The organism is Streptomyces sp. NPDC096339 (genome assembly GCF_044762985.1).
Classification (GTDB): domain Bacteria; phylum Actinomycetota; class Actinomycetes; order Streptomycetales; family Streptomycetaceae; genus Streptomyces.
The window spans coordinates 297,480-317,054 of the sequence record NZ_JBIWFI010000003.1 but is presented as its reverse complement, the minus strand read 5'-3'; the positions used below and the strand labels follow the sequence as shown (position 1 = coordinate 317,054).

Annotated in this window: 20 protein-coding genes; 7 read left to right on the top strand and 13 right to left on the bottom strand. The window is 72.7% G+C overall.

What is annotated here, in order from left to right; genetic code table 11:
* Nucleotides 1-139: 139 nt before the first annotated feature.
* Complete coding sequence (locus ACIQ5Y_RS08100; protein ID WP_007262928.1) at nt 140-514, top strand: RNA polymerase-binding protein RbpA; 375 nt, start codon at nt 140-142, stop codon at nt 512-514.
* An 80-nt stretch (nt 515-594) separates the two neighbouring features.
* Here ACIQ5Y_RS08100 and fxsA read toward each other — a convergent pair whose 3' ends face one another.
* From fxsA to ACIQ5Y_RS08080, 4 genes are all read right to left on the bottom strand, one after another.
* Nucleotides 595-1,191, bottom strand: a complete 597-nt coding sequence (gene fxsA / locus ACIQ5Y_RS08095; protein WP_403876428.1) for an FxsA family membrane protein — start codon at nt 1,189-1,191, stop codon at nt 595-597.
* Nucleotides 1,192-1,324: 133 nt separating this feature from the next.
* On the bottom strand, nt 1,325-2,098 hold the full coding sequence (locus ACIQ5Y_RS08090; protein ID WP_403876424.1) for a polyprenol monophosphomannose synthase: 774 nt from the start codon (nt 2,096-2,098) through the stop codon (nt 1,325-1,327).
* Between the two features lie 337 nt (nt 2,099-2,435).
* Entirely contained in the window at nt 2,436-4,064 is a 1,629-nt protein-coding gene (locus ACIQ5Y_RS08085) for an amidohydrolase (protein ID WP_403876421.1), read from the bottom strand.
* Between the two features lie 136 nt (nt 4,065-4,200).
* The gene (locus tag ACIQ5Y_RS08080) at nt 4,201-4,641 is read right to left on the bottom strand and encodes an Lrp/AsnC family transcriptional regulator (protein WP_326593949.1); all 441 of its coding nucleotides are present in this window, start codon (nt 4,639-4,641) and stop codon (nt 4,201-4,203) included.
* A gap of 217 nt (nt 4,642-4,858) precedes the next feature.
* Here ACIQ5Y_RS08080 and ACIQ5Y_RS08075 point away from each other — a divergent pair, with 217 nt between their 5' ends.
* Nucleotides 4,859-5,317: a hypothetical protein gene (locus ACIQ5Y_RS08075; protein ID WP_403876418.1), complete on the top strand. Its 459-nt coding sequence runs from the start codon at nt 4,859-4,861 to the stop codon at nt 5,315-5,317.
* A 31-nt stretch (nt 5,318-5,348) separates the two neighbouring features.
* On the opposite strand, the gene ACIQ5Y_RS08070 is transcribed toward ACIQ5Y_RS08075, so the two are convergent.
* Both ACIQ5Y_RS08070 and ACIQ5Y_RS08065 read right to left on the bottom strand, forming a co-directional pair.
* Nucleotides 5,349-6,440, bottom strand: coding sequence for a phosphotransferase family protein (locus ACIQ5Y_RS08070; protein WP_403876415.1), 1,092 nt, complete (start codon nt 6,438-6,440; stop codon nt 5,349-5,351).
* A gap of 77 nt (nt 6,441-6,517) precedes the next feature.
* On the bottom strand, nt 6,518-7,651 hold the full coding sequence (locus ACIQ5Y_RS08065; protein ID WP_403876412.1) for a hypothetical protein: 1,134 nt from the start codon (nt 7,649-7,651) through the stop codon (nt 6,518-6,520).
* A gap of 1,627 nt (nt 7,652-9,278) precedes the next feature.
* Between ACIQ5Y_RS08065 and ACIQ5Y_RS08060 the strand changes: the two genes are divergently transcribed.
* Complete coding sequence (locus tag ACIQ5Y_RS08060) at nt 9,279-9,518, top strand: hypothetical protein (RefSeq protein WP_403876409.1); 240 nt, start codon at nt 9,279-9,281, stop codon at nt 9,516-9,518.
* A 47-nt stretch (nt 9,519-9,565) separates the two neighbouring features.
* Here the strand turns inward: ACIQ5Y_RS08060 and ACIQ5Y_RS08055 are convergent, their stop codons facing one another.
* The 3 genes from ACIQ5Y_RS08055 to ACIQ5Y_RS08045 form a co-directional block, all read right to left on the bottom strand.
* Nucleotides 9,566-9,949 (bottom strand): GNAT family N-acetyltransferase, encoded by a 384-nt coding sequence (locus ACIQ5Y_RS08055; protein ID WP_403876406.1) that lies wholly within the window; start codon nt 9,947-9,949, stop codon nt 9,566-9,568.
* Nucleotides 9,950-9,970: 21 nt separating this feature from the next.
* Nucleotides 9,971-11,143: an acyl-CoA dehydrogenase family protein gene (locus ACIQ5Y_RS08050; protein WP_403876403.1), complete on the bottom strand. Its 1,173-nt coding sequence runs from the start codon at nt 11,141-11,143 to the stop codon at nt 9,971-9,973.
* 190 nt (nt 11,144-11,333) lie between these two features.
* Nucleotides 11,334-12,002: a TetR/AcrR family transcriptional regulator gene (locus ACIQ5Y_RS08045; RefSeq protein ID WP_403876400.1), complete on the bottom strand. Its 669-nt coding sequence runs from the start codon at nt 12,000-12,002 to the stop codon at nt 11,334-11,336.
* Nucleotides 12,003-12,090: 88 nt separating this feature from the next.
* Between ACIQ5Y_RS08045 and ACIQ5Y_RS08040 the strand changes: the two genes are divergently transcribed.
* On the top strand, nt 12,091-12,720 hold the full coding sequence (locus tag ACIQ5Y_RS08040; RefSeq protein WP_403876397.1) for a DUF6230 family protein: 630 nt from the start codon (nt 12,091-12,093) through the stop codon (nt 12,718-12,720).
* On the top strand, nt 12,711-13,682 hold the full coding sequence (locus ACIQ5Y_RS08035) for a DUF6114 domain-containing protein (protein ID WP_403876394.1): 972 nt from the start codon (nt 12,711-12,713) through the stop codon (nt 13,680-13,682). The genes ACIQ5Y_RS08040 and ACIQ5Y_RS08035 overlap by 10 nt, the downstream gene beginning before the upstream one ends.
* A gap of 15 nt (nt 13,683-13,697) precedes the next feature.
* Here ACIQ5Y_RS08035 and ACIQ5Y_RS08030 read toward each other — a convergent pair whose 3' ends face one another.
* From ACIQ5Y_RS08030 to ACIQ5Y_RS08020, 3 genes are all read right to left on the bottom strand, one after another.
* On the bottom strand, nt 13,698-13,850 hold the full coding sequence (locus tag ACIQ5Y_RS08030; RefSeq protein ID WP_403876391.1) for an SCO1431 family membrane protein: 153 nt from the start codon (nt 13,848-13,850) through the stop codon (nt 13,698-13,700).
* 173 nt (nt 13,851-14,023) lie between these two features.
* Complete coding sequence (locus ACIQ5Y_RS08025; RefSeq protein ID WP_403876388.1) at nt 14,024-14,458, bottom strand: SPW repeat protein; 435 nt, start codon at nt 14,456-14,458, stop codon at nt 14,024-14,026.
* 84 nt (nt 14,459-14,542) lie between these two features.
* The gene (locus ACIQ5Y_RS08020) at nt 14,543-15,916 is read right to left on the bottom strand and encodes a peptidase C39 family protein (protein WP_403876385.1); all 1,374 of its coding nucleotides are present in this window, start codon (nt 15,914-15,916) and stop codon (nt 14,543-14,545) included.
* Nucleotides 15,917-16,037: 121 nt separating this feature from the next.
* On the opposite strand from ACIQ5Y_RS08020, the gene ACIQ5Y_RS08015 reads away from it, so the two are divergent.
* Both ACIQ5Y_RS08015 and ACIQ5Y_RS08010 read left to right on the top strand, forming a co-directional pair.
* Nucleotides 16,038-16,697, top strand: coding sequence for a uridine kinase (locus ACIQ5Y_RS08015; protein WP_403876382.1), 660 nt, complete (start codon nt 16,038-16,040; stop codon nt 16,695-16,697).
* Nucleotides 16,698-17,065: 368 nt separating this feature from the next.
* On the top strand, nt 17,066-18,988 hold the full coding sequence (locus tag ACIQ5Y_RS08010) for an AAA family ATPase (RefSeq protein ID WP_403876379.1): 1,923 nt from the start codon (nt 17,066-17,068) through the stop codon (nt 18,986-18,988).
* A gap of 103 nt (nt 18,989-19,091) precedes the next feature.
* Here the strand turns inward: ACIQ5Y_RS08010 and ACIQ5Y_RS08005 are convergent, their stop codons facing one another.
* A complete protein-coding gene (locus ACIQ5Y_RS08005; protein ID WP_403876376.1) occupies nt 19,092-19,499 on the bottom strand; it encodes a hypothetical protein in 408 nt (135 codons plus the stop codon).
* Between the last annotated feature and the right edge of the window lie 76 nt (nt 19,500-19,575).

Below are 19,575 nucleotides of genomic sequence, written 5' to 3'. Positions count from 1 at the left end.
ATTGGTGGGTACAACAAGGGGCGGCACGACGGGCGACGCATGACCCGGATCGGGAATCAATACCGCCGACCGGACGTTGACCGGATGACGACGACAGCGACACCTGTCCTGTGGGCGACAAGCCCGGGAGGCACGATTCATGAGTGAGCGAGCTCTCCGCGGTACGCGCCTCGTGGTTACCAGCTACGAGACGGACCGCGGCATCGATCTGGCCCCGCGCCAGGCGGTGGAGTACGCATGCCAGAACGGACATCGATTTGAGATGCCGTTCTCGGTTGAGGCAGAAATTCCGCCGGAGTGGGAGTGCAAGGCGTGCGGCGCCATGGCACTCCTGGTGGACGGGGACGGGCCCGAAGAGAAGAAGGGCAAGCCTGCGCGAACGCACTGGGACATGCTCATGGAGCGGCGCACCCGCGAGGAGCTGGAGGAAGTGCTGGCCGAGAGGCTTGCGGTCCTTCGATCCGGCGCCATGAACATTGCCGTGCATCCGCGGGACAGCCGTAAGTCCGCGTAGTCTGCGGGCGCTGTAACAAGGAAAACGCCGAGGGGCCCGCCACACATCGTGTGGCGGGCCCCTCGGCGTTCCTCCGGCCGCTACGGGGCGATCGGCGGGCGGTAGGTGGTGTCCGGACCCTGGTCCCGGGCGCCGGGCCGGTCCTCCCGGATGACCTCGCCTTGGACGATCTTGCCGTCGGGGTAGTGGATGCGGGCCTGCTGGAAGGCGTCGCCGAAGCTGCCGGCCGGGGCCGAGGTCATCTTCCGCTCCAGGGAACGGGCGGCCCTGCGGCCGACCCAGGACCGGACGGGCGGCAGCAGGAGGAGCAGGCCGGCCGCGTCGGAGATCAGGCCGGGCATCATCAGGAGCAGCCCCGCCGCCATGGTGAGGGCATTGCCCTGGCCCGGCTGCTGGGGCGTGGGCTGCTGCCCCTGCTGGGCCTGCTGGAAGGTTCCGGCCAGGTTCTTGAAGGCCCGCCGCCCGGCCCGCTTGATGACCACCGCACCGAGCACCATCCCGGCCGCGAGGAGCACGGCGACGGCCAGCGCGCCGCCAGCCTGCGCGACCAGGCTGAGCAGCCAGATCTCCAGGATCAGCCAGGCGGCCACCGCCAGGGGGAGGAACGTACGGGCGGGTGAGCGCCGCCGGGGGGACGTCGAAGTGCCCGTCCGCAGGGATCCAGTGCCGGTCGTCATACCGTCCAGTGTGCCTGGGCCGGTGTAAAAGTGTCCTCAGCCGGAGGTACCGGACAGCCCCTAGGGGCCGGGGCCTGGCCGGTCAGGGCCGGTTCGGGCTGGTCAGGGCCGGTTTCGAGCCGGTCGGGGCCGGTCAGCGCCCGCGCTGCCCCTTGCCGAGGAACCTGGCCGCCTGCGCCTTCACGCCCCACTGCGTGACCCGCCACAGGGCCTCCACCACGATGTCCTTGCTCATCTTGCTGTCGCCGAACTCGCGCTCGACGAAGGTGATGGGCACCTCCACCACGCGGAAACCCTTCTGCACGGCCCTGCGGGCCAGGTCGACCTGGAAGCAGTAGCCCGCGGAGGCCACCTCGTCCAGGCCCAGCCCCTCCAGGGTCTCGCGGCGGAAGGCCCGGTAGCCACCCGTCACGTCGCGGATCGGGACGCCCAGCATCAGCCGGGAGTACGTGGAACCGCCGCGCGAGAGGAACTCCCGGCTCTTGGGCCAGTTCACGACGCGGCCGCCCGGCACCCAGCGGGAGCCCAGGACCAGGTCGGCGCCGGTCAGCGCGGTGAGCAGGCGGGGCAGCTCCTCCGGCTGGTGGGAGCCGTCGGCGTCCATCTCGACGATCACGCCGTAGCCCTTTTCCAGGGCCCAGACGAAACCCGCGAGGTAGGCCGCGCCGAGCCCCTCCTTGCCCTTGCGGTGGAGCACGTGCACGTGGTCGTCGCCGGCCGCCAGTTCGTCGGCGAGCTTGCCGGTGCCGTCGGGGCTGTTGTCGTCCGCGACCAGGATGTGGGCCTCGGGCACCGCCGCGCGGACGCGGCCGACGATCAGCCCGATGTTCTCCGCCTCGTTGTAGGTCGGAATGATCACCAAGGCCGTACCGAGCGGTCCGTGGGTCCGCTGTCCGCCGTCGCTCACTGAGTCCCCTTTTGTGCTCACGCACGTCCTGTACGTCTGGTCGCAGGAAACGACTCTAGAACAGTGATCGGGGCACGCGGTCCTTCGGGCCGGTCAGACTCCCGCCGGCTGCGGGCCGCCGTGACCGTTGTCTACTGGACCGCGCGGCCCCGAACCGGGACCACCCTCCTCCAGACTCCCGCGGAGCAGGCGAGACCCCCGGCCGGCGAAACCTTCCCTCGCCCCCGAGGCGCGGGCGCGCTGAGCAGACGGATCCGTCCGGCACGGACGTCCTTGTGGTGGACCCGGCCGAACCTATCCGGGTCGGACCGCCCGTACCGAACGGAGGCCGGGCGCGTCACCCCTGTGGGCGTACGAATACTTCCCGCCCGCCGACCACGGTGGCCAGGCACACGGGCAGCTGCGCTCCGGGGGTCAGGTCGGGGAGCCCCGGGGTCCCGGAGCGGGGGTCCGTGGACCAGCGGGCGACCCTGTCGTCGGGGGCCTGCACGACCAGTTCGGCGGTCTGCCAGACCGCGTAGTCGGCAGGGGCACCGGGGACCAGCACCCCCGCGTCGTCACGGCCCAGCGCCCGCCAGCCGCCCCGGGTGTGGGCGGTGAAGGCGGCCCGTACGGAGATGCGGTGCTCGGGCGTCCGGTGGAAGGCGGCCGCGCGCACGGTGCCCCACGGGTCGAGCGGGGTCACCGGAGCGTCCGAGCCGAAGGCCAGCGGGACGCCGGCCTTGAGCATCGCCGCGTACGGGTTCAGGGTGCGGGCGCGCTCGGCCCCGAGGCGGTCGGCGTACATGCCGTCCTCGCCGCCCCAGGCCGCGTCGAAGGCGGGCTGCACGGAGGCGGTCAGCCCCAGCTCCGCGAAGGCGGCGATGGTGGCGGGGGTCATCATCTCGGCGTGCTCGACCCGGTGCCGGGCGGCGCGGACGCGGGCCAGGCCGACCTTCTCGGCGGCCGCCCGGACCCCCTCCACCACGGCGGTGATCGCGGCGTCCCCGATGGCGTGGAAACCGGCCTGGAGGCCCGCTTCGGTGCAGGCGGCCACGTGCTCGGCCACCTCGGAGGCGTCCAGGTAGCCGGTACCGGTGTGCGGGGCGTCGGCGTACGCGGCGTGCAGGCAGGCGGTGTGCGAGCCGAGGGCCCCGTCCACGAACAGGTCACCGGCGGCTCCGACCGCCCCGAGTTCCCGCGCCGCGTCCAGGTCCCGGTCGGCCCAGTACCCGAACACGCGCGGCCCGGGCCGCTCGGCGGCCAGGGAGAGCAGGGCCGCGAAGTCCTCGGGGGACGAGATGTCGGGCCCGCCGCACTCGTGCAGCGAGCCGATGCCGAGGGAAGCGGCCCGGTCGAGGGCGGCCGCCTGGGCCTCCGCCCGCTGCGCCGGGGTGACGGCGGCGAGGGCGGCCCGCCGAACGGCGTGGTGGTCGTCGCGGGTCAGCGGCTCGTCACCGGTGGGCCGAACCCCGGGGACGAGGTCGAGCAGGGCGGTGGTGACCACGGCCGAGTGCACGTCGATGCGGCTGAGGTAGAGGGGACGGCCCCCGGCGGCCTCGTCGAGCTCGGCCCGGCGCGGCGCCCGGCGCTCGGGCCAGCGGGCGGCGTCCCAGCCGTGCCCGAGGAGCACCCGGTCGGCCGGGCGGCTCGCGGCGTACTCCCGTACGAGGTCCAGCGCGGCGGCGACCGACCGGGCGCCGGTCAGGTCCAGCCCGGTGAGGGCGAGCCCCGCGGAGGTGGCGTGGACGTGCGCGTCGGTGAAGGCGGGCGTGACGAGCGCGCCGCCGAGGTCGACGACCTCGTCCACTCCCTGGGCGAAGGCGTCGGCCGCGCCCTCGGAGCCGACCCAGGCCACACGGCCCTGCTCTACGACCATCGCGGTGGCGAAGGGATCGGCGGGGCTGTGTACCTCGCCCCCGCGCAGGAGGACGGTACGGGGGGATGCTCCGGCGGCGTCGGCGGAGTTGGCGGTGCGGTCAGTCATGGGGAACAGTCTCGCCCCTCCGCCGGCCCCGTCCGGACGCGGGTGCGGGCGGGAACCCGCGGGGCACTCCCCCGGGGGTGTGCGGACGCGCTCCCCCACCCTCCCGCCTCCCGTGACGGCGGAGCCGGGCCCGGGATCAGACGCGGGGCGGGCGGGCCTCGTACGGGGTGGAGAGGACCACGGTCGTGCGCGTCGAGACGTGCGCGAGGGCCCGCAGGCGGCCCAGCAGGTCCTCCAGTTCCAGGGGGGTCGCCACCCGGACCTTGAGGATGTAGTTCTCGTCGCCCGCGACGCTGTGGCAGGCCTCGATCTCGGGAACGCCGGACAGCCGGTCGGCGATGTCGTCCGGGGCGCTCGGGTCGAACGGCTTGACCGAGATGAAGGCCGTCAGCGGCAGGCCGACGGCCTCGGGGTCGACGACCGCCGCGTAGCCGCGGATCACCCCGCGCTGTTCCAGCCGGCGTACTCGCTGATGGACCGCCGACGTGGACAGTCCGGTGGCCTTGCCCAGATCCGTGTAACTCATCCGCCCGTCCCGCACGAGCAGATCTACGATCTGGCGGTCCAGCTCCTCCATTGCGCTCATAGCCGCTCAACCTAAGGCCCAAGGGCACTCCTGGCCCAGTGCTGTCCACCCACTGGAGGCATCTGCGCCGGGCATGTGACCAAGGCCACAGGATGCGGCCCGCGTACGGGGGCGTGTCGTGGTTACTCGTGCCGCGCTGCGGGAAGTGCTTGGTGTGGCCGAGGCCGAAGAACCTGCCCGCCCGGCCCACCCAAGGGGGAGTACATCCATGCTGAACGACAAGCGCGCCGGTCGCACCGAACCGGAGCCCCTCGAACAGGCCGACACCGAGGAAGGCGCGTACGCGGAAGACGCCGAATACCTCGAAGACGCCGAGGGGTTCGAGATCCGCCACGCGATCTGCCCCGACTGCGGCCAGTCGATCGCCCTCGTCGCGGACGAGGAGTACCTGCCGCAGCACGCGCTCTGCCTGACCCCGTGGAACCCCTTCGGGCTCACGGTGTGCGCGGGCACCGGACGGCCCGCCGCCGACGCGCTGGCCACCGTCGGCGTGTTCCAGTCGCTGGAGGTGCAGGAGCTCGAGTCCCTCGCGCTGCCGGACCTGCCCCAGGGGCTGGACTGGCGGACGCAGCCCTTCTCGCACGTCGGCGGTCCGGGCTCCCGTCCCGTCCGGCTGGTGCGACCCGTTCCGCCGCAGACGCAGCAGCAGCACGCGCAGGCGGCCTGAGGACCCCCTGCGCGCTCACCGCCGCGCAGGTCTACCAGTACGTCCCCTGCACCATGGCAGCCAGGCTGGCATGGTGCAGGATCAGGCTGTCCGGGTTCTCCGGGACCTCGACCTCGCCGAAGTGCGCCTGCCGGTAGGCGATGCGCAGCATCACGATCCCGTGCCGCAGGGCCGCGTAGAGGGTGTGGAACTCCATGTCGCGCGGGGTGTGCCCGGTGAGTTCGGCGTACCGGCGCTCCAGGTCCTCACGGCGCAGGAAGTCCGGCAGGCCGGGCTGGCCGAAGCTCACGGTGAGGTCCTGGAAGAACCGGTGCAGGTAGACCGTCCAGCCGAGGTCCACCTCGCGCGGCGCGTACGCCGCCATCTCCCAGTCCAGGACGGCCGCGGGCGCGAACCCGTCGTAGACGACGTTGCCGATGCGGGCGTCGCCCCAGTTCAGCACCGCCGGCCCCTCGTCCTGCGGCCAGATCTCCTCCAGTCGGGCGAACGCCCGCTCGATGAGGGGTGAGGGGGCCAGTCCCTCCACCACCCAGGAGTAGTAGGCGCGTTGGGCGTCGACGTGGCGGCGCAGCGGGCTGCCCTCCCCCTCGGGGAGCAGGAACTCCGCCTCCTTGGCGGGGAACTGGTCGTGCAGGCGGGCCAGCAGCGAAATGCTCGCCTCCTGGAGCACGGCACGCTCGGCGTCGGTCGCGGCGTGCAGCCAGTTCCCCTCGTAGGTGTACGGCATGACGTCGGGCGGGACCCGGCCCTCGGCCCGGGCCATCACGAAGAACGGCGCCCCGAGCGGCCCCGGGTCCTCCTCCAGCCACTGCACGGACGGTACGGGCAGGTCCGTGTGGCGGGCGACCAGGCTCATGACGCGGTGCTGGCGCGGCATGTCGTACGTCGGGAAGACCGTGTAGGCGGCCGGGTCGGCGGCGAGGCGCAGCGCGCAGGCCCGGAGCGGGGTGTCGGGGTGCTCTATGTCGAAGAGCAGGGTCTCGCTGGACATGCCGTTGGAGCCGGGGACGGAGACGTTGGTGACCTTCGCCCCGGGGAGCCGGGTGTCCAGCCAGGCGGCGAGGCGGCGGCCGAGCTCTTCGGGCTCTCGGGTGGAGGTGCGCGGACGTGGAGCGGTTGCCATGGCGGTGGGCCCCTTCCCTGTTCCTGTTGCCGTTCCTGTTGCTGTTGCCGTTCCTGTTGCTGTTCCTGTTGCTGTTCCTACTGGGCGACGGACGAGTAGTCGACGAAGCCGCTGGGGTCGTGGCGCCCGAAGCTGCCGTGCTCGAAGATGCCGTAGCCGATCTGTCCGTCGAGGACGAACCGCGCCGAGTGGTCGGTGACCCCGAACGCGGCCATCGGGTGCGCGCTCGGGTCGGAGAGGTCGTAGACGCGCCGGTCGGTCCAGCCCCGGCCCTGCCAGCTGCCGTGCTGCCAGTCCCCGGCGGGCGGGTAGCCCGCGCCGACGGCGAGCGGGGAGGAGTTCAGGACCTCCACTGCGAGTTCGAGCGGCTTGCGGGCCGAATCGGTGAGGTGGATCACCGCGCTCTCGGGGTGCCGGCTGCCCGGTCGGTAGCGGATCTCGGTCTGCGGCCAGCCGAGTTGGACGTCGTGGCGCCCGCTGTCCTCGGGGAAGACGAGCACGGCCTCGTTCAGGGCGCGGTATCCGTCGGCGTCCTCCTGGGCGATGACCATGACGAAGCGGTCCTCGAAGCGGACCGGGATCCAGAGCCAGTGGAAGCCCTCGGGCCGGTACTCCTCGGCGGCGCGACCGCCCTCCTCTCCGGGTATGGGGCGCACGCCCCAACTCCGGTCCCGCGTACCGGTCCACTCCCCCGGCGTGACGGTGAACTCCTCGCCCTTGGCACGGATGGTGCCGGTGACGTTGCCGGCCTGCACGAACCGGCGGCCTTCGAGGATGAGCCTGTCGCCGCGCCGCTGGGTGTGGTGGGGCTCCCAGACGGCGGGGAACTCGGCGGTCCAGGTGAGGTCGTACGAGAGCCCGTCCGGGTCGTCCGGATCGGCGGCGCAGCGCAGGGTGAGCTGCTTGAGCGGGACGTCGACCGTGATGGAGAGGGGGCCGACACCGAGGTTCATCCGGTCGTCGGTGAGCGCGTCGGATGCCCGGACGGCGAGCAGCTCGTCGCCGATGCGGAGGGTGGCGTAGGCGTCGATGACCCCGGTGTTGGGGTACACCCCGAGGCCGAGGATCAGGACGGCGCGGCCGGCGTGGTCGAAGACGTGGAAGATACAGCGGTCGTAGGCGTTCCGGTCACCACTGACGACGTGCTTCATCGACAGCGGGGCCTGATGGATCGGGTACTCGTCCAGTCCGATGGGCCGGTCGGCGGGCATGGCGAACCTCCTGAGCGGGGCGGGGCGGGGCGGGGCTTGCGGTGGTGTGGGGGTGGTGGTGCGGTGCAGCGGTGGAGCGCAGCGGTGCGGTGGAGTGGTGCGGTGGAGTGCGGCTCAAGCGGATATGACGGTACGTCAGAAAGTGGGATGGGGGCCAGACTTCTGGCACGCCTTGACATCTCGGCACCATGCGCCGCGAGGTGGATCCGCCCGGCGGTCGCAACGGTGGGGCGGGGCACGGCGCGGGGAACGCGGTGCCTCGGTCGGTCCGCAGCCAGTGAGGGTTGGGGGTTTCCCGTCAGTCCCATCGTCCTTCCGCGTCGGGCCGGCCTGTCAAGGGCGCTCCTCCTTCGTCGTCGCGTCGCTGCGCGATCGCCTTCGGCGACCCTTGACAGACCGTCCCGCCACGGAAAGACAAGGACTGCCGGGAACCCCCCAAAGGAGCGGGCCGGGCCAGAGATTCCACAACCGGCCAACAGCAATGCCCGGCCGGGCTCCCACCCAGCGGGCCCCACCTCGGGCCCACCCACCTCACCCTCCGGGCCGGGCAGTCGACCACCCTCCCCAAAAGCCGACCACAACAGCCCCAGCGGGAGGAAGGGCGCCACAAATCGCTACGCGCTCCTCACGTCTCAGCGTCTGACCACCGCCTGGGGCCGGTCACGCACCAGATCGCTACGCGCTTCTCCCTGACGGCGTCCGACGGTCTCTTCGGGCTGGTCATAAGCCGCCAACGACCACTACACGCTCCTCGATGACGGCGTCTGCGGCCGGTCCTGGGCTTCAACGGCCCCAAACAGCGGCCATGCCGAGCCATGCCGAGCCGTACTCGGGTCAGACGACAGAACAGCCGAAAAGAACCGGCCGGATTGCCCCCCACTGGGGCCGTGTGGGGATGAGATCCCCATCAACCGCAGACGGGCTGCGGACGCCGTCGGCGAGGAACGCGTAGCGATCGTGGGCGGCCCATGACCAGCCCAAAGAGACCGTGGACGCCGTCTAAGGGGAGCGCGTAGCGATCTGGGGCGTGACCAGCCCCGGACGGGTCGCAGACGCCGAGACGTGAGGAGCGCGTAGCGATCTGGGGCGCCCTTCCTCCCGCCGAGGGGCTTGTGGTGGGGGTTTCGGGGAGGGTGGCCGTCTGCCCGGTCCGGGCGGTGGTCCTGGAGGGCCGAGGAGGGGTGTGCGCCGCCTCAACGGGGTCGGACTGCGCTGCCCGGCCCGCCCTTGGAGCCCCTGAGCCGGCCCGTCCTTTTGGGGGGTTCCCGGCTGTCCTTTGTCTTTCCGTGGCGGGACGGTCTGTCAAGGGTCGCCGCAGGCGATCGCGCAGCGACGCGACGACGAAGGAGGAGCGCCCTTGACAGGCCGGCCCGACGCGGAAGGACGATGGGGCAGCCGGGAACCCCCCAAGCCCTCTCCGGTCCCGACCGGCCGAGGCACCAACCCGCCTCCCCACCCCCGCCCAACCGGACAAGGGCCCCGTTCCTCTCCCCTTCCCGGAGCGGCACCCGAAAGGCACTGTCCCCGGCAGCCCCGCCCGTACATGCGCGGCCCCCGGGGACACCTCGAACGGATACCCGGGGCGTGGAGGGGATTACCCGTGGGTCCGGTGTCGCGTTGCCCGGGCATGACCACGGTTGAGACTTCCATGCCCCGGGCGGGACGCCGTCGGCGGCCGATGCCGCCCGGTTACGAAGAATCGGTTCGGCTGGGGCCCCGCCAGCGCTACCCCGACCCGCCCATCTACAGCGCCCTGATCGCCCGCTGGACGGCGGACGGCCGGACCGTGCCCGGGCGGCGGGATCCGGAGTGGTCACGCGTCGCGTCCGCGCCGATCTGGCCGAACGGTCCGCTCTTCGGCGGCTGAGGAAAGGACCCGGCCCGGCCCGCCCGCCGGCCGGCCCGCCCTCCGGCTCACAGCGCGAGCAGCCCCGCCGCCGTCGGGCGGAAGCCGCACTGCCGGTAGAAGGGCTCCAGGTGCGGCTCGTAGTCCACGTGCAGCCACTGTGCCCCGCGCTCCCGCGCCGCCTCGGCCGCGGACCGGACGAGCCGCACCCCGAGTCCGCGGCGTCGCTCGTCCGGATGCACGGTGGTGTCCAGGACGAACGCGTGCACGCCGCCGTCCCAGGCGACGTTGACGTAGCCGACCAGACGGCCCTCGCGGCGGGCGGTGACCCAGGCCAGGCTGCGCTCCAGGACCGGGGCGAAGGAGACCTCCCCGTGCCCCGGCCACGCCGCGGCGAACAGGGCGTTGAGCTCGGCGTCGGCGAGGGCGGGCCTCACCTCCAGCTCGGGCACCGCGAGGTCCCCCACCCGTGCCTACCGGGTTTCCGGACCCGCCAGGTGGCGGGCGATGACCATGCGCTGGATCTGGTTCGTGCCCTCCACGATCTGGAGCACCTTCGCCTCGCGCATCAGCCGCTCGACGGGGAAGTCCGCCGTGTAGCCGTAGCCGCCGAGGATCTGGACCGCGTCCGTGGTCACGGCCATCGCGGCGTCGGTGCAGAACAGCTTCGCCATCGCCGCCTGCCGGGAGAACGGCTTGCCCGCGTCCCTCAGGCGTGCCGCCGCGAGGTAGAGGGCCCGGCCCGCCTCGATCTTGGTGGCCATGTCGGCCAGCATGAAGCGCAGCCCCTGGAAGTCCGCGATCGGGTGTCCGAACTGCTTGCGGTCGAGGGCGTAGGTCAGGGCCTCGTCGAGGGCCGCCTGCGCGACGCCTATGGCGCAGGCGGCGATGCCGAGGCGGCCGGCGTCCAGGGCGGCCAGGGCGATGGAGAAGCCCTGGCCCTCCTCGCCGATGCGGCGCGCGTCGGGCACTCGTACGCCGTCGAAGTGCAGCTGGGCGGTGGGCGAGCCCTTCATGCCCATCTTCTTCTCGGGGACGGCGGCCGTCAGGCCCTCCGCGTCACCCGGCACCAGGAAGGCGGTGATGCCCTTGGGGCCCTCGACGCCGGTGCGGGCGAGGACGGTGTAGAAGTCGGCGACCCCGCCGTGGGTGATCCAGGCCTTGGTGCCGGTGATGATCCAGTCGTCGCCGTCGCGCACCGCCTTGGTGGTCAGCGAGGCGGCGTCGGAGCCCGCTGCGGGCTCGGAGAGGCAGTAGGCGCCGAGCAGGCCGCCGCCGAGCATCGCGGGCAGGTGGGCGCCCTGCTGCTCCTTGGTGCCGTAGCCGGCGAGGCCGTGGCAGGCCAGGGAGTGCACGCTGACGCCGAGGCCGACGGTCAGGCGGGCCGCGGCCAGCTCCTCCAGTACCTGGAGGTAGACCTCGTACGGCTGCTCGCCGCCGCCGTACTCACCGGCGTACGGGAGGCCGAGCAGTCCGGCGTCGGACAGGAGGGTGAAGACCTCCCGGGGGAACCGCCCGGAGTCCTCCTCCTCGGCGGCCTTGGGACGGATCTCCCGCTGCGCGATCTCTCGTACGAGCGCGAGGAGGTCCCGGGACTCCTCGGTGGGCAGCTGACGGTCCACCGGCTGCGGGGCGCGGTCTGTCATGGCGGCGCTCTCCTCCCTCGTCGGGCACGGCGGCGACGCGCAAGGTGTGGTGCGCGCCACCGGGTCTCGGTGCTCTCACAGCCGATGCTGTCCCTCCCGGATCACGGAATGGGCTGTTCAGCGGCTGCGGCGGCTTGAGTATGCCCGATCAGGGGCTTCCCGTCACCGGGGCAAGATCATCCGGATGCCCTCACGGCACTTCGGGGGCGGGAGGTGCCGGACACTCCGGGACGAATTCCTCGATCACCGTCAGCGTCGCGCGCAGCTGGCGGACCAGCAGCGCTCCGATCTCGGCCCTGCCGGGGCGGGCGGGGGCATCGGCCGTCGCACCGGCGCCGCCCGGACCGCCGATCCATTCCAGGGTGATGCCCTCGACGCCGGAGAGCCAGCCGACGAGGGCGAGCCGGGCCATGGGCGGGAGCGCGCGGTGGCCGTAGGCGCCTTCGGCGATGGTGGCGACGAGTTCCTCGCGGACGGCGTCGCGGATGGCGAGGACCTCGGCGTCGGAGCCGACGCCGCCCGTGACGATGGTGCGGTAGGCGGCGTGGTGGTGTTCGGCGTAGTGCAGGTAGCCGTCGATGGTGCGGCGGACGCGTTCGGCGCCCGGGAGCTCGGGCTCGCCTCCGGCGCGGGCGACCAGCTCGGCGACGGAGTCCTCGACGATGGCCAGGTAGTAGCCGCGCTTGCTCTTGAAGTAGTAGTAGATCAACCCCTTGGCGACGCCCGCGTGCTTGGCGATGTCGTCCATGGAGAGCGCGTCGTACGAGGTGTCGGCGAACAACTTGCGCCCGATGGCCATGAGTTCGGCCCTGCGTACCTGCGAACGCTCGGTCCCACCGCGCTGTTGACTATTATTCAAATTCAGCCCTAGCCTCGAACTGCCACAAGACGCCTGAAGTATGGCAGCACTTCCCCTGCGCACCGGACGACGTACGGGAGGAACGATCATGAACAAGGGCAGCAAGGGCACGAGCGGAAGACCGCTCCGCGAGGGCCGGGTCCACTGGAAGAAGACGGCGGCCGTCGCCGTGCCCGCGGTCGTGGCCGTGGGCGCGATGGCCGTGATCATGGCTCAGGGAGCGCTCGCCGCCTCCTTCGCCGTCTCGGGGACCGACTTCCAGGTCTCCTCGTCCAAGCTCAGCAGCAAGGGCCTGGCCTCGTACGTGCAGACGGACCGCTCCGCCGACGGCAAGGGGCATCCGGTGGCGCTGCTCGGAATCGGCGAGGCCACGCTCTCCGACATCTGCCAGGCGGCCGAGGTCGACACCCCCGTCGGCAAGGTGGTCTTCAGGCTGACGGCAGGCGGCCCGGCCGGGGAGGTCACGGCCAGCAGTCTGGTGATCGACGGCGAGGACCTGAACGGCGACGCCACCTTCGGTACGGCGCAGATCGGCCGGGACGCCTCGACCCTCGACCAGGTGGACGGGGTCCAGGGGCCGGCCGGGAAGTTCGGCCTGCAGGCCGGGAACATCGAGGTGGTGGGCGTGAAGTCGCACGCCTGGTCCGCGACCGGCGGGAACTTCCGGCTCAAGGGCCTGAGCCTGAGCGTCGGCCTGGACGGCAAGAAGTGCTTCTGAGCCCGTGGCGCGGGTGGCTCGAACGACGACTTCCGCTGCCGCAACAGCGGCGGCGGCTGCGCACCTGGCGCCGGACCCGGCCCTTCTGGGGCGGGCTGCTGGTGCTGCTGGGCGGGGCCGAGCTGCTGCTGGTCCCGCTCTCTCCGCTGACGGTGCTGGTCAGTCTCGGGCTGGGTGGGATCGCGGCCATCGGCATCGGCGTCGCGCTGATCCTGGCGGCGCTGTTCCTGTGGTTCCTGCCGGCGGCCCGGGCCTACGTCTCCCTGCACGCCCTGCTGTTGTCGGTGCTGTCCTTCGTCGCCACCAATCTGGGCGGGTTCCTGGTCGGGATGCTGCTCGGCATCGCGGGGAGCGCGCTGGCGTTCGGCTGGACGCCGCTGCCGGACGAGGAGGCGGACGAGGAGGCGGGGCAGAGGGGCGACGAGGAGGGTGCGTACGTCCCCGCGTCGGACGGCGGCGGGCAGCGGACGCTGGCCGCCGTCCTGCCCGTGGTGCTGCTCGCGGCCCTGGCCGCGGGCGCCCCGCAGGCGAAGGCCGCCCCGGCGGGAGGGGCTCCGAGGGCAGCGCGGACTCCCCCGACGGTGACGACCTCGCGGTTCGCGCCTCAGGGCTTCACGCTGGCGGGGGTCACCGAGGTGCCCACGGCGGACGGGCCGCTCAAGGTGCTGGTGCTGCGGATGCGCGCGGCCTCGCTGCGGGACTACCGGCTGCGCACCCGCGACGGCGGGGAGGAGTACGGGCTGGCGGCCGACTCCCTCGACCTGCGCGGGAACGTGACGCTGTACCTCACGAGGTTCAGCGGCTGCATCGAGGGGCTGCTGTGCGTCACCTTCAGCCCCCAGGGGCTGCCGGCGCCGCCGGTCATCCCGCCGTTCGTCTTCATGACCCAGGTGACGGCGGAGCAGGCTCTGGTCACCTCGGACGTGATCGTCACCGACGGGCTCCGGCTGGAGGCCTCGTGATCACGGTGCAGGCGGTCAGAGCCAGCCGACCTGGGTGACGAACATGGCGACGACGACCACGAGGGTCCAGCCGAGGACGTGCTCCAGCCAGGCGGGGCCGTCCTTGGGGCCTCCGGTGCGGACGAGGCCCCGGGCGCGGGCGGTGAGGGTGGCGGCTTCAGTGGTCATGCCGTCCAATGTGCCGGCGTTCGCGGCTTTCGCGGTAGAGACGATGGTCACTGGAGGCGCAGGTCACACGGGTCCCGGACGGGCGGCGGACGTGCCACCGGGCCCCGGCCTGTTCGGTCGGGGCCCGGCGCGTTCATCGGTCCGGCGTGAGTCGCCTTGCTCCTACAGCGCCGTCAGGCGCGGGTACGGGTCTCGGTGCGTCCGGCCATTGCGGCCATCGCGAGGCCGAGGCACAGGGCGACGCCTCCGGTGATCACGTTGTTGACGATCGTGCGGGTGAAGTCCATGGGACCGGCGATGGCCCACGGGGCGATGATCGTCCACGCCCCGAGGACGACCGCCGTCCACGCCATCGCGTGGGTGCGCTCGTACGCGGAGCCGAGACCGCCCATGCACAGGCAGAAGGCCAGGCCGGTGATCAGGTTGTTGACCGCCAGCGGGGTCAGGATGCTGAACCCGGCGATCCACGGCGACGCGGCCAGGTACAGGCCCGTGATCAGGGCAAGCGCCTCGACGGCCTGTGCCGCGGGGGTGCTGGTCACCCGCTCGAACCGAGAGCGCATCTCGGCGAGGTCGGGGTGGTGTTCGATGCTGGGGTGGGTGGTCATGGCCGGCCGCCTCCTACCGAGAAGCCTTTATATGCCATTTACTCCATTATGTTCCGCTTATGCGACCTGCTCAAACGGGAGAACTCACAGCACTCCGACCGTTTGCAGGGCACCCAGCTGCGCCGCGTCCGGGGCGGCCGGGACGTAGAGGTAGCAGACGCCTCCGCTGCCCGAGGCGACCTTGCCCGCGGCGCCCGGCCGCTTGGTGCGCAGCCAGATGTTCTCCCACTGGCGGCGCTTGTAGACGCGGCGGACGGAGGCGTTGTCGCGCGAGTTGGGGTCGTTGGCGATCACGTCCCCGGCGGCGGTGAAGCCGATGACGGTCATCAGGTGCCCCGCGGTACCGTAACCGGCGCCCGTGAGCTCCTCGGCGGTGAAGGACTGGGAGGTGATCACCGGGATGCCCGCCCGGACGAGGGTTTCCAGCTCGCTCAGGGAGGTCAGGCGGGTGACGACCCCGGCGAGGCCCCGGTAGGTGGCCGCGTAGGCCGCGTTGAACGGCCAGTTCCCGCAGCCCTTGTAGGCGGCGTCGTAGGTGGAGCGGGCGGCGTGGCAGACCTGCGGGTCGGCGTACTTCGGGTTGACCCAGGTCAGGGCGGTGGCACTGGCCTTGCGACCCCAGTACTCGATGATCATCTGGGAGGACGTGGGGCTGCACCAGGCCTCGCCGCCGTTGTCGTACTCGGGGTACTGGCCGGCGTGGGTCTCCTGCGAGTAGCGCGGGACCTTCAGCTCGTGGGCCTTCCCGGACGGGGTGGAGGCGGGGACGGTGAAGCGGTCCGGGACGGCGGAGAGCATGGCTCCGGCCAGCCATACCGCGGGGCCCCGGTCCGCGCCGGGCTTGCGGTACAGGGTCAGGCGCAGCCGCCAGTCGGTGATGCGCGGGCCGCTCGCGGGGGCGTCCACGGCCAGGGTGTCGGTCCAGACGGTGGAGCGGCCGTCGGACTGGCCGTCGACGGAGGTGCGGCGGATGTCCCGGTCGCCGGAGGCCCAGCGGGCCATGACGTACCAGGGGGTGGACCTGCCGTCGCCGTAGGTGCCGCGCAGCTCGACCTGGATCCAGGTGCCCGCGGGGGTGCGGGCGTTCCAGGAGGCGATGGCCTCGGTGGCGGGCACGGCGGAGCGGTGCACCGGGGAGGTCCAGGAGGCGTACTCCCAGGTGCTCTTCTTCCCGGTGTGCGGGTCGGCGTACTCGGTGCGGCCGACCGGGGTCTTGATCTCCAGTCCGGGCCGGGCTCCGCCGACCGCGGTGGTGCCCTGGTGGGTGCCGGCCAGCCAGTGCGCGTACGAGTACCAGAAGTGGTTGTCGACGGTACGACCGGAGGCCCGCGGGGCGGGTGGGGCCGAAGGGGCCGCCGCGGCCTCGGCGCTGCCGCCGGGGACGGTGGCGGCGGTGGCCGCGGTGGCGACCGCGAGTGCGGCGACGAGTACGGCCCTGCGCGGTGTGGGTGCGGTCATCGCTGGCTCCCCCAGGGGTGGGTCGGTGCGTGGCTGGGCATCACCCTTCCAGTTCCCGGCGGCCGCGCGCCGAAGCGGCGGGCCGTGTCGGCGGTCCCAGGCGAGCGCCTAGGCTGGTCGGGTGGAGTCGCACCAGTCAGACCCGTCGCACCGGTCACACCGGTCCCTCGAACCGCTCGCGCGGGAGCTCGCCGCATTGCCGCCGTCCCTCGGCCCGGTGCGGCTGATCGGGATCGACGGGCACGCCGGCTCCGGGAAGAGCACCTTCGCGGGGCTGCTCGCGGAGGCGATGGGGGCTCCGGTACTGCACCTGGACGACGTGGCCACGCACGAGGAGCTGTTCGACTGGCAGGAGCGGCTGCGGGCCCAGGTCCTGGAGCCGCTGGCCGCCGGCCGGCCCGCGCACTGGGCCCCGTACGACTGGGTGGAGCGCCGCTTCGGGCCCCTGCGGGTGCTGGAGCCCGCGCCGGTGCTCCTCGTCGAGGGGGTCGGGGCCGGGCGGCGGACGCTGCGACCGCACCTGGCGCGGCTGCTGTGGATGGAGACCCCGCGTGCGACGTCCTGGGGGCGCGGGCGGGACAGGGACGGGCGTGAACTCTCCGATTTCTGGGACGGATGGGAGCGCGCGGAGCTCGCGCACTTCTCGGACGACCCTTCGCGCCCCTTCGCCGACGCCCTGGTACGCCAGAGCGGTACGGGATACGAGTGGTCTTCCGGGACTTCTGCGACCCCGCGAACGGCCGCTTTCGTCACCGAGGGTGACGGACTCCCCCGGGCCTGAGCGGCCCTGGAAATCCGCTTCGGCGGGCCTTTCGCGACCTGCTTGACCTGGGGCCCGCGGCGGCCTTACGTTCTCAATGCGAGGCCTTCACCGGCCGACGCGGACACGAAGCCCCCGATCGTTCCCCCGTGATCGGGGGCTTCGTTCTGCCCCCGGCCGGGACGCATCGGCGCCGCTCCTTCACCCTGAGTCACCGCGCGCATCGGGGGCGCACACACGACCCGGGCCCGTCGCACCCTACGTAAGGTGCGAAACCGCAGGTACGATGCAGCCCTGATTTCAGCGACGCCAGTCGGGGCACCGGCACAACTCGCGCGCTCGAAGCGGGGGTTGCCGCGCACCACGAGGGCAGGCTTGTGGGGGACGTGATGGATTTCGCCGCGCCGGGCAGCACGCACGCCCCGGCCGAACTCGCCTGGCTGCGCGGGGTCGACGCCTGCACCATGGGCGCCTATCCGCAGGCGGAGGAGGAGTTCCGGACGGCCGTACGGCTCGATCCCGCGATGGCCGACGCCTGGCTGGGACTGCACGCGCTGAGGGTCGACACCACGAACGCGTTATTGCGCATGTACGCGCACCGGGACCGCTTCGGCGAGCAGCGGGCCCGGCACCGGCGGACGCTGAACTCCTGGTACTGGCTGGGCTGGTGGGTGCAGCCGGTGCTGGAGAGCCGGCGGGACCTGCTGCTGGCCCACGCCTCGCACTGGCTGGACGGCCGCCACGTGCCGGAGCTCGACCAGGCACTGGCCGCGCTGCCCCCGGTGGACACCGATCCGCAGGTGCGCTTCCTGCACGCGTGCCGGGCGTACCTGGTCAAGGACTGGGAGCTCCTGGTGCGCAACACCGAGCCGCTGGTGGACGATCCGCTGCTCGGCATCGAGGCGGGGCTGTTCGGCGGGATGGCGCGGGTCCGGCTGGAGATGTACGGGCAGGCGGAGCCGCTGCTGTCGGCCGCGCTGATGCGATGTCGCAGCGAGCAGCCGCAGCGCAAGGAGCTGCGGTACTGGCTGGCCCGGGCACACGAGGGGACCGGGCGCAGCGCGGCCGCACTGCCGCTGTACCGGGCCGTGCACCGGGTGGACCCCGCCTTCATGGACACCGCGGCCCGGCTGACGGCGATCGAGGACGGCGACGACACCGACGGCATGGCCGATCTGGCGGGCACGGCCGGGTACGCCGCGTACGGCGGTTCCGGCGGGCACGGCCCGTCCCCGGCGGGCGGGGGCTTCGCGAAGGTGGCGCTGGGCGGTGGTCCCGTCCAGGACATCGCTCCGGACGGCCAGGCCGCGGACCCGGACCCGCTGGCTCCGCCGGTACCGCCCGGGAGCCGGGTGGAGGGCACCCGGCGCAAGATGCCGCTCCCCGCGCAGGGCGCGCCCGGCGGGCTCCCGGCGGGGCCGGCCGACCCGGAGGCACTCGCGCAGGCTCTGGCGGAGCTGGAGCGGATGGTGGGCCTGGAGCCGGTGAAGCGTCAGGTGAAGGCGCTGTCCGCGCAGTTGCACATGGCACGGCTGCGGGCGGGCCAGGGGCTGCCGGTGCAGCCGCCGAAGCGGCACTTCGTCTTCTCCGGCCCCTCGGGCACGGGCAAGACCACGGTGGCCCGGATCCTGGGCCGGGTCTTCTACGCCCTGGGGCTGCTGGGCGGCGACCATCTGGTGGAGGCGCAACGGGCCGACCTGGTCGGTGAGTTCCTCGGGCAGACGGCCGTGAAGGCGAACGAGCTGATCGATTCGGCGATCGGCGGGGTGCTGTTCGTGGACGAGGCGTACTCACTGTCCAACTCGGGCTACAGCAAGGGCGACGCGTACGGCGACGAGGCGCTCCAAGTGCTGCTGAAGAGGGCCGAGGACAACCGGGACCACCTGGTGGTGATCCTGGCGGGCTATCCGGCCGGGATGGACCGGCTGCTCGCGGCCAATCCGGGGCTGTCCTCGCGGTTCACCACGCGGGTGGACTTCCCGAGCTACCGGCCGCTGGAACTGACCGCGATCGGCGGGGTCCTGGCGGAGGCGAACGGGGACGGCTGGGACGAGGAGGCGCTGGAGGAGCTGCGCAGCATCAGCGGGCACGTGGTGGAGCAGGGGTGGATCGACGAGCTCGGCAACGGGCGGTTCCTGCGGACGCTGTACGAGAAGAGCTGCGCGTACCGTGACCTGCGGCTGGCGGGCTTCGCCGGGGAGCCGTCGAGGGACGACCTGGCGACGCTGCGGCTGCCGGACCTGATGCAGGCGTACGGGGAGGTCCTGTCGGGCCGGGGACCGCAGGACCGGCCGGAGCCGCCGCCGCTGTGAGCCGGGCCGGGGCGGCGCGTGGCGGCTTAGCCGGGGCCGCGGCGCGGGGCTCCCGCCCCCGGGACCCCGGTCCTCAAGCGCCGGAGGGCGCGACAGCGCAGCGCTACGGCATGTCCGGGGGTGCTCCGGAGAAGGCCGCGACGGCGTTGAGGATCAGCCAGAGGACGGCCAGGGGGATCACGAACCAGAGGACGGAGAGCGGGCGCCCTGCGCTGCGGACGGCCCACGCCTCGTCCGACCGGCTGCCGAGGTCGCCCCGCAGCAGGGCGTCGGCCTCCGCCGCGAACTCCGGGTCCGCCTCGGTCAGGTTGAGGAGCGCCGCCGTGAGCCGGTCGGCCTCTTCCGGTACGGAGGGGTCGCGTTCGAAGGCGGCCAGGAAGGCGCGGCCCTGTTCCGTCAGCCGGTCGTGCACCAGCGCACGGAGTCGGCGCGCCACCGGGGAGGCCACGGCCGGGTCCTCGCTCAGCAGGGCCACCATCCTGGCGGCTGCCTCACCGTGCTCGCCCGACATCCGACCGCCCCCTCCCGCGTACGGTCAGTATTGCCCCGGCACCCGGTGACCGAACCCCGCCGGACCCGCCGCGGGA

Excerpts from the sequence above, each read along its gene's own strand:
- ACIQ5Y_RS08070 (WP_403876415.1), bottom strand. The coding sequence starts at position 6,440 with ATGGCAACCGCTCCACGTCCGCGCACCTCCACCCGAGAGCCCGAAGAG.
- ACIQ5Y_RS08030 (WP_403876391.1), bottom strand. The coding sequence starts at position 13,850 with ATGACCACTGAAGCCGCCACCCTCACCGCCCGCGCCCGGGGCCTCGTC.
- ACIQ5Y_RS08060 (WP_403876409.1), top strand. The coding sequence starts at position 9,279 with ATGACCACGGTTGAGACTTCCATGCCCCGGGCGGGACGCCGTCGGCGG.
- ACIQ5Y_RS08025 (WP_403876388.1), bottom strand. The coding sequence starts at position 14,458 with ATGACCACCCACCCCAGCATCGAACACCACCCCGACCTCGCCGAGATG.
- ACIQ5Y_RS08080 (WP_326593949.1), bottom strand. The coding sequence starts at position 4,641 with ATGGAGGAGCTGGACCGCCAGATCGTAGATCTGCTCGTGCGGGACGGG.
- ACIQ5Y_RS08065 (WP_403876412.1), bottom strand. The coding sequence starts at position 7,651 with ATGCCCGCCGACCGGCCCATCGGACTGGACGAGTACCCGATCCATCAG.
- fxsA (WP_403876428.1), bottom strand. The coding sequence starts at position 1,191 with ATGACGACCGGCACTGGATCCCTGCGGACGGGCACTTCGACGTCCCCC.
- ACIQ5Y_RS08005 (WP_403876376.1), bottom strand. The coding sequence starts at position 19,499 with ATGTCGGGCGAGCACGGTGAGGCAGCCGCCAGGATGGTGGCCCTGCTG.
- ACIQ5Y_RS08100 (WP_007262928.1), top strand. The coding sequence starts at position 140 with ATGAGTGAGCGAGCTCTCCGCGGTACGCGCCTCGTGGTTACCAGCTAC.
- ACIQ5Y_RS08010 (WP_403876379.1), top strand. The coding sequence starts at position 17,066 with ATGGATTTCGCCGCGCCGGGCAGCACGCACGCCCCGGCCGAACTCGCC.
- ACIQ5Y_RS08020 (WP_403876385.1), bottom strand. The coding sequence starts at position 15,916 with ATGACCGCACCCACACCGCGCAGGGCCGTACTCGTCGCCGCACTCGCG.
- ACIQ5Y_RS08050 (WP_403876403.1), bottom strand. The coding sequence starts at position 11,143 with ATGACAGACCGCGCCCCGCAGCCGGTGGACCGTCAGCTGCCCACCGAG.
- ACIQ5Y_RS08075 (WP_403876418.1), top strand. The coding sequence starts at position 4,859 with ATGCTGAACGACAAGCGCGCCGGTCGCACCGAACCGGAGCCCCTCGAA.
- ACIQ5Y_RS08040 (WP_403876397.1), top strand. The coding sequence starts at position 12,091 with ATGAACAAGGGCAGCAAGGGCACGAGCGGAAGACCGCTCCGCGAGGGC.
- ACIQ5Y_RS08085 (WP_403876421.1), bottom strand. The coding sequence starts at position 4,064 with ATGACTGACCGCACCGCCAACTCCGCCGACGCCGCCGGAGCATCCCCC.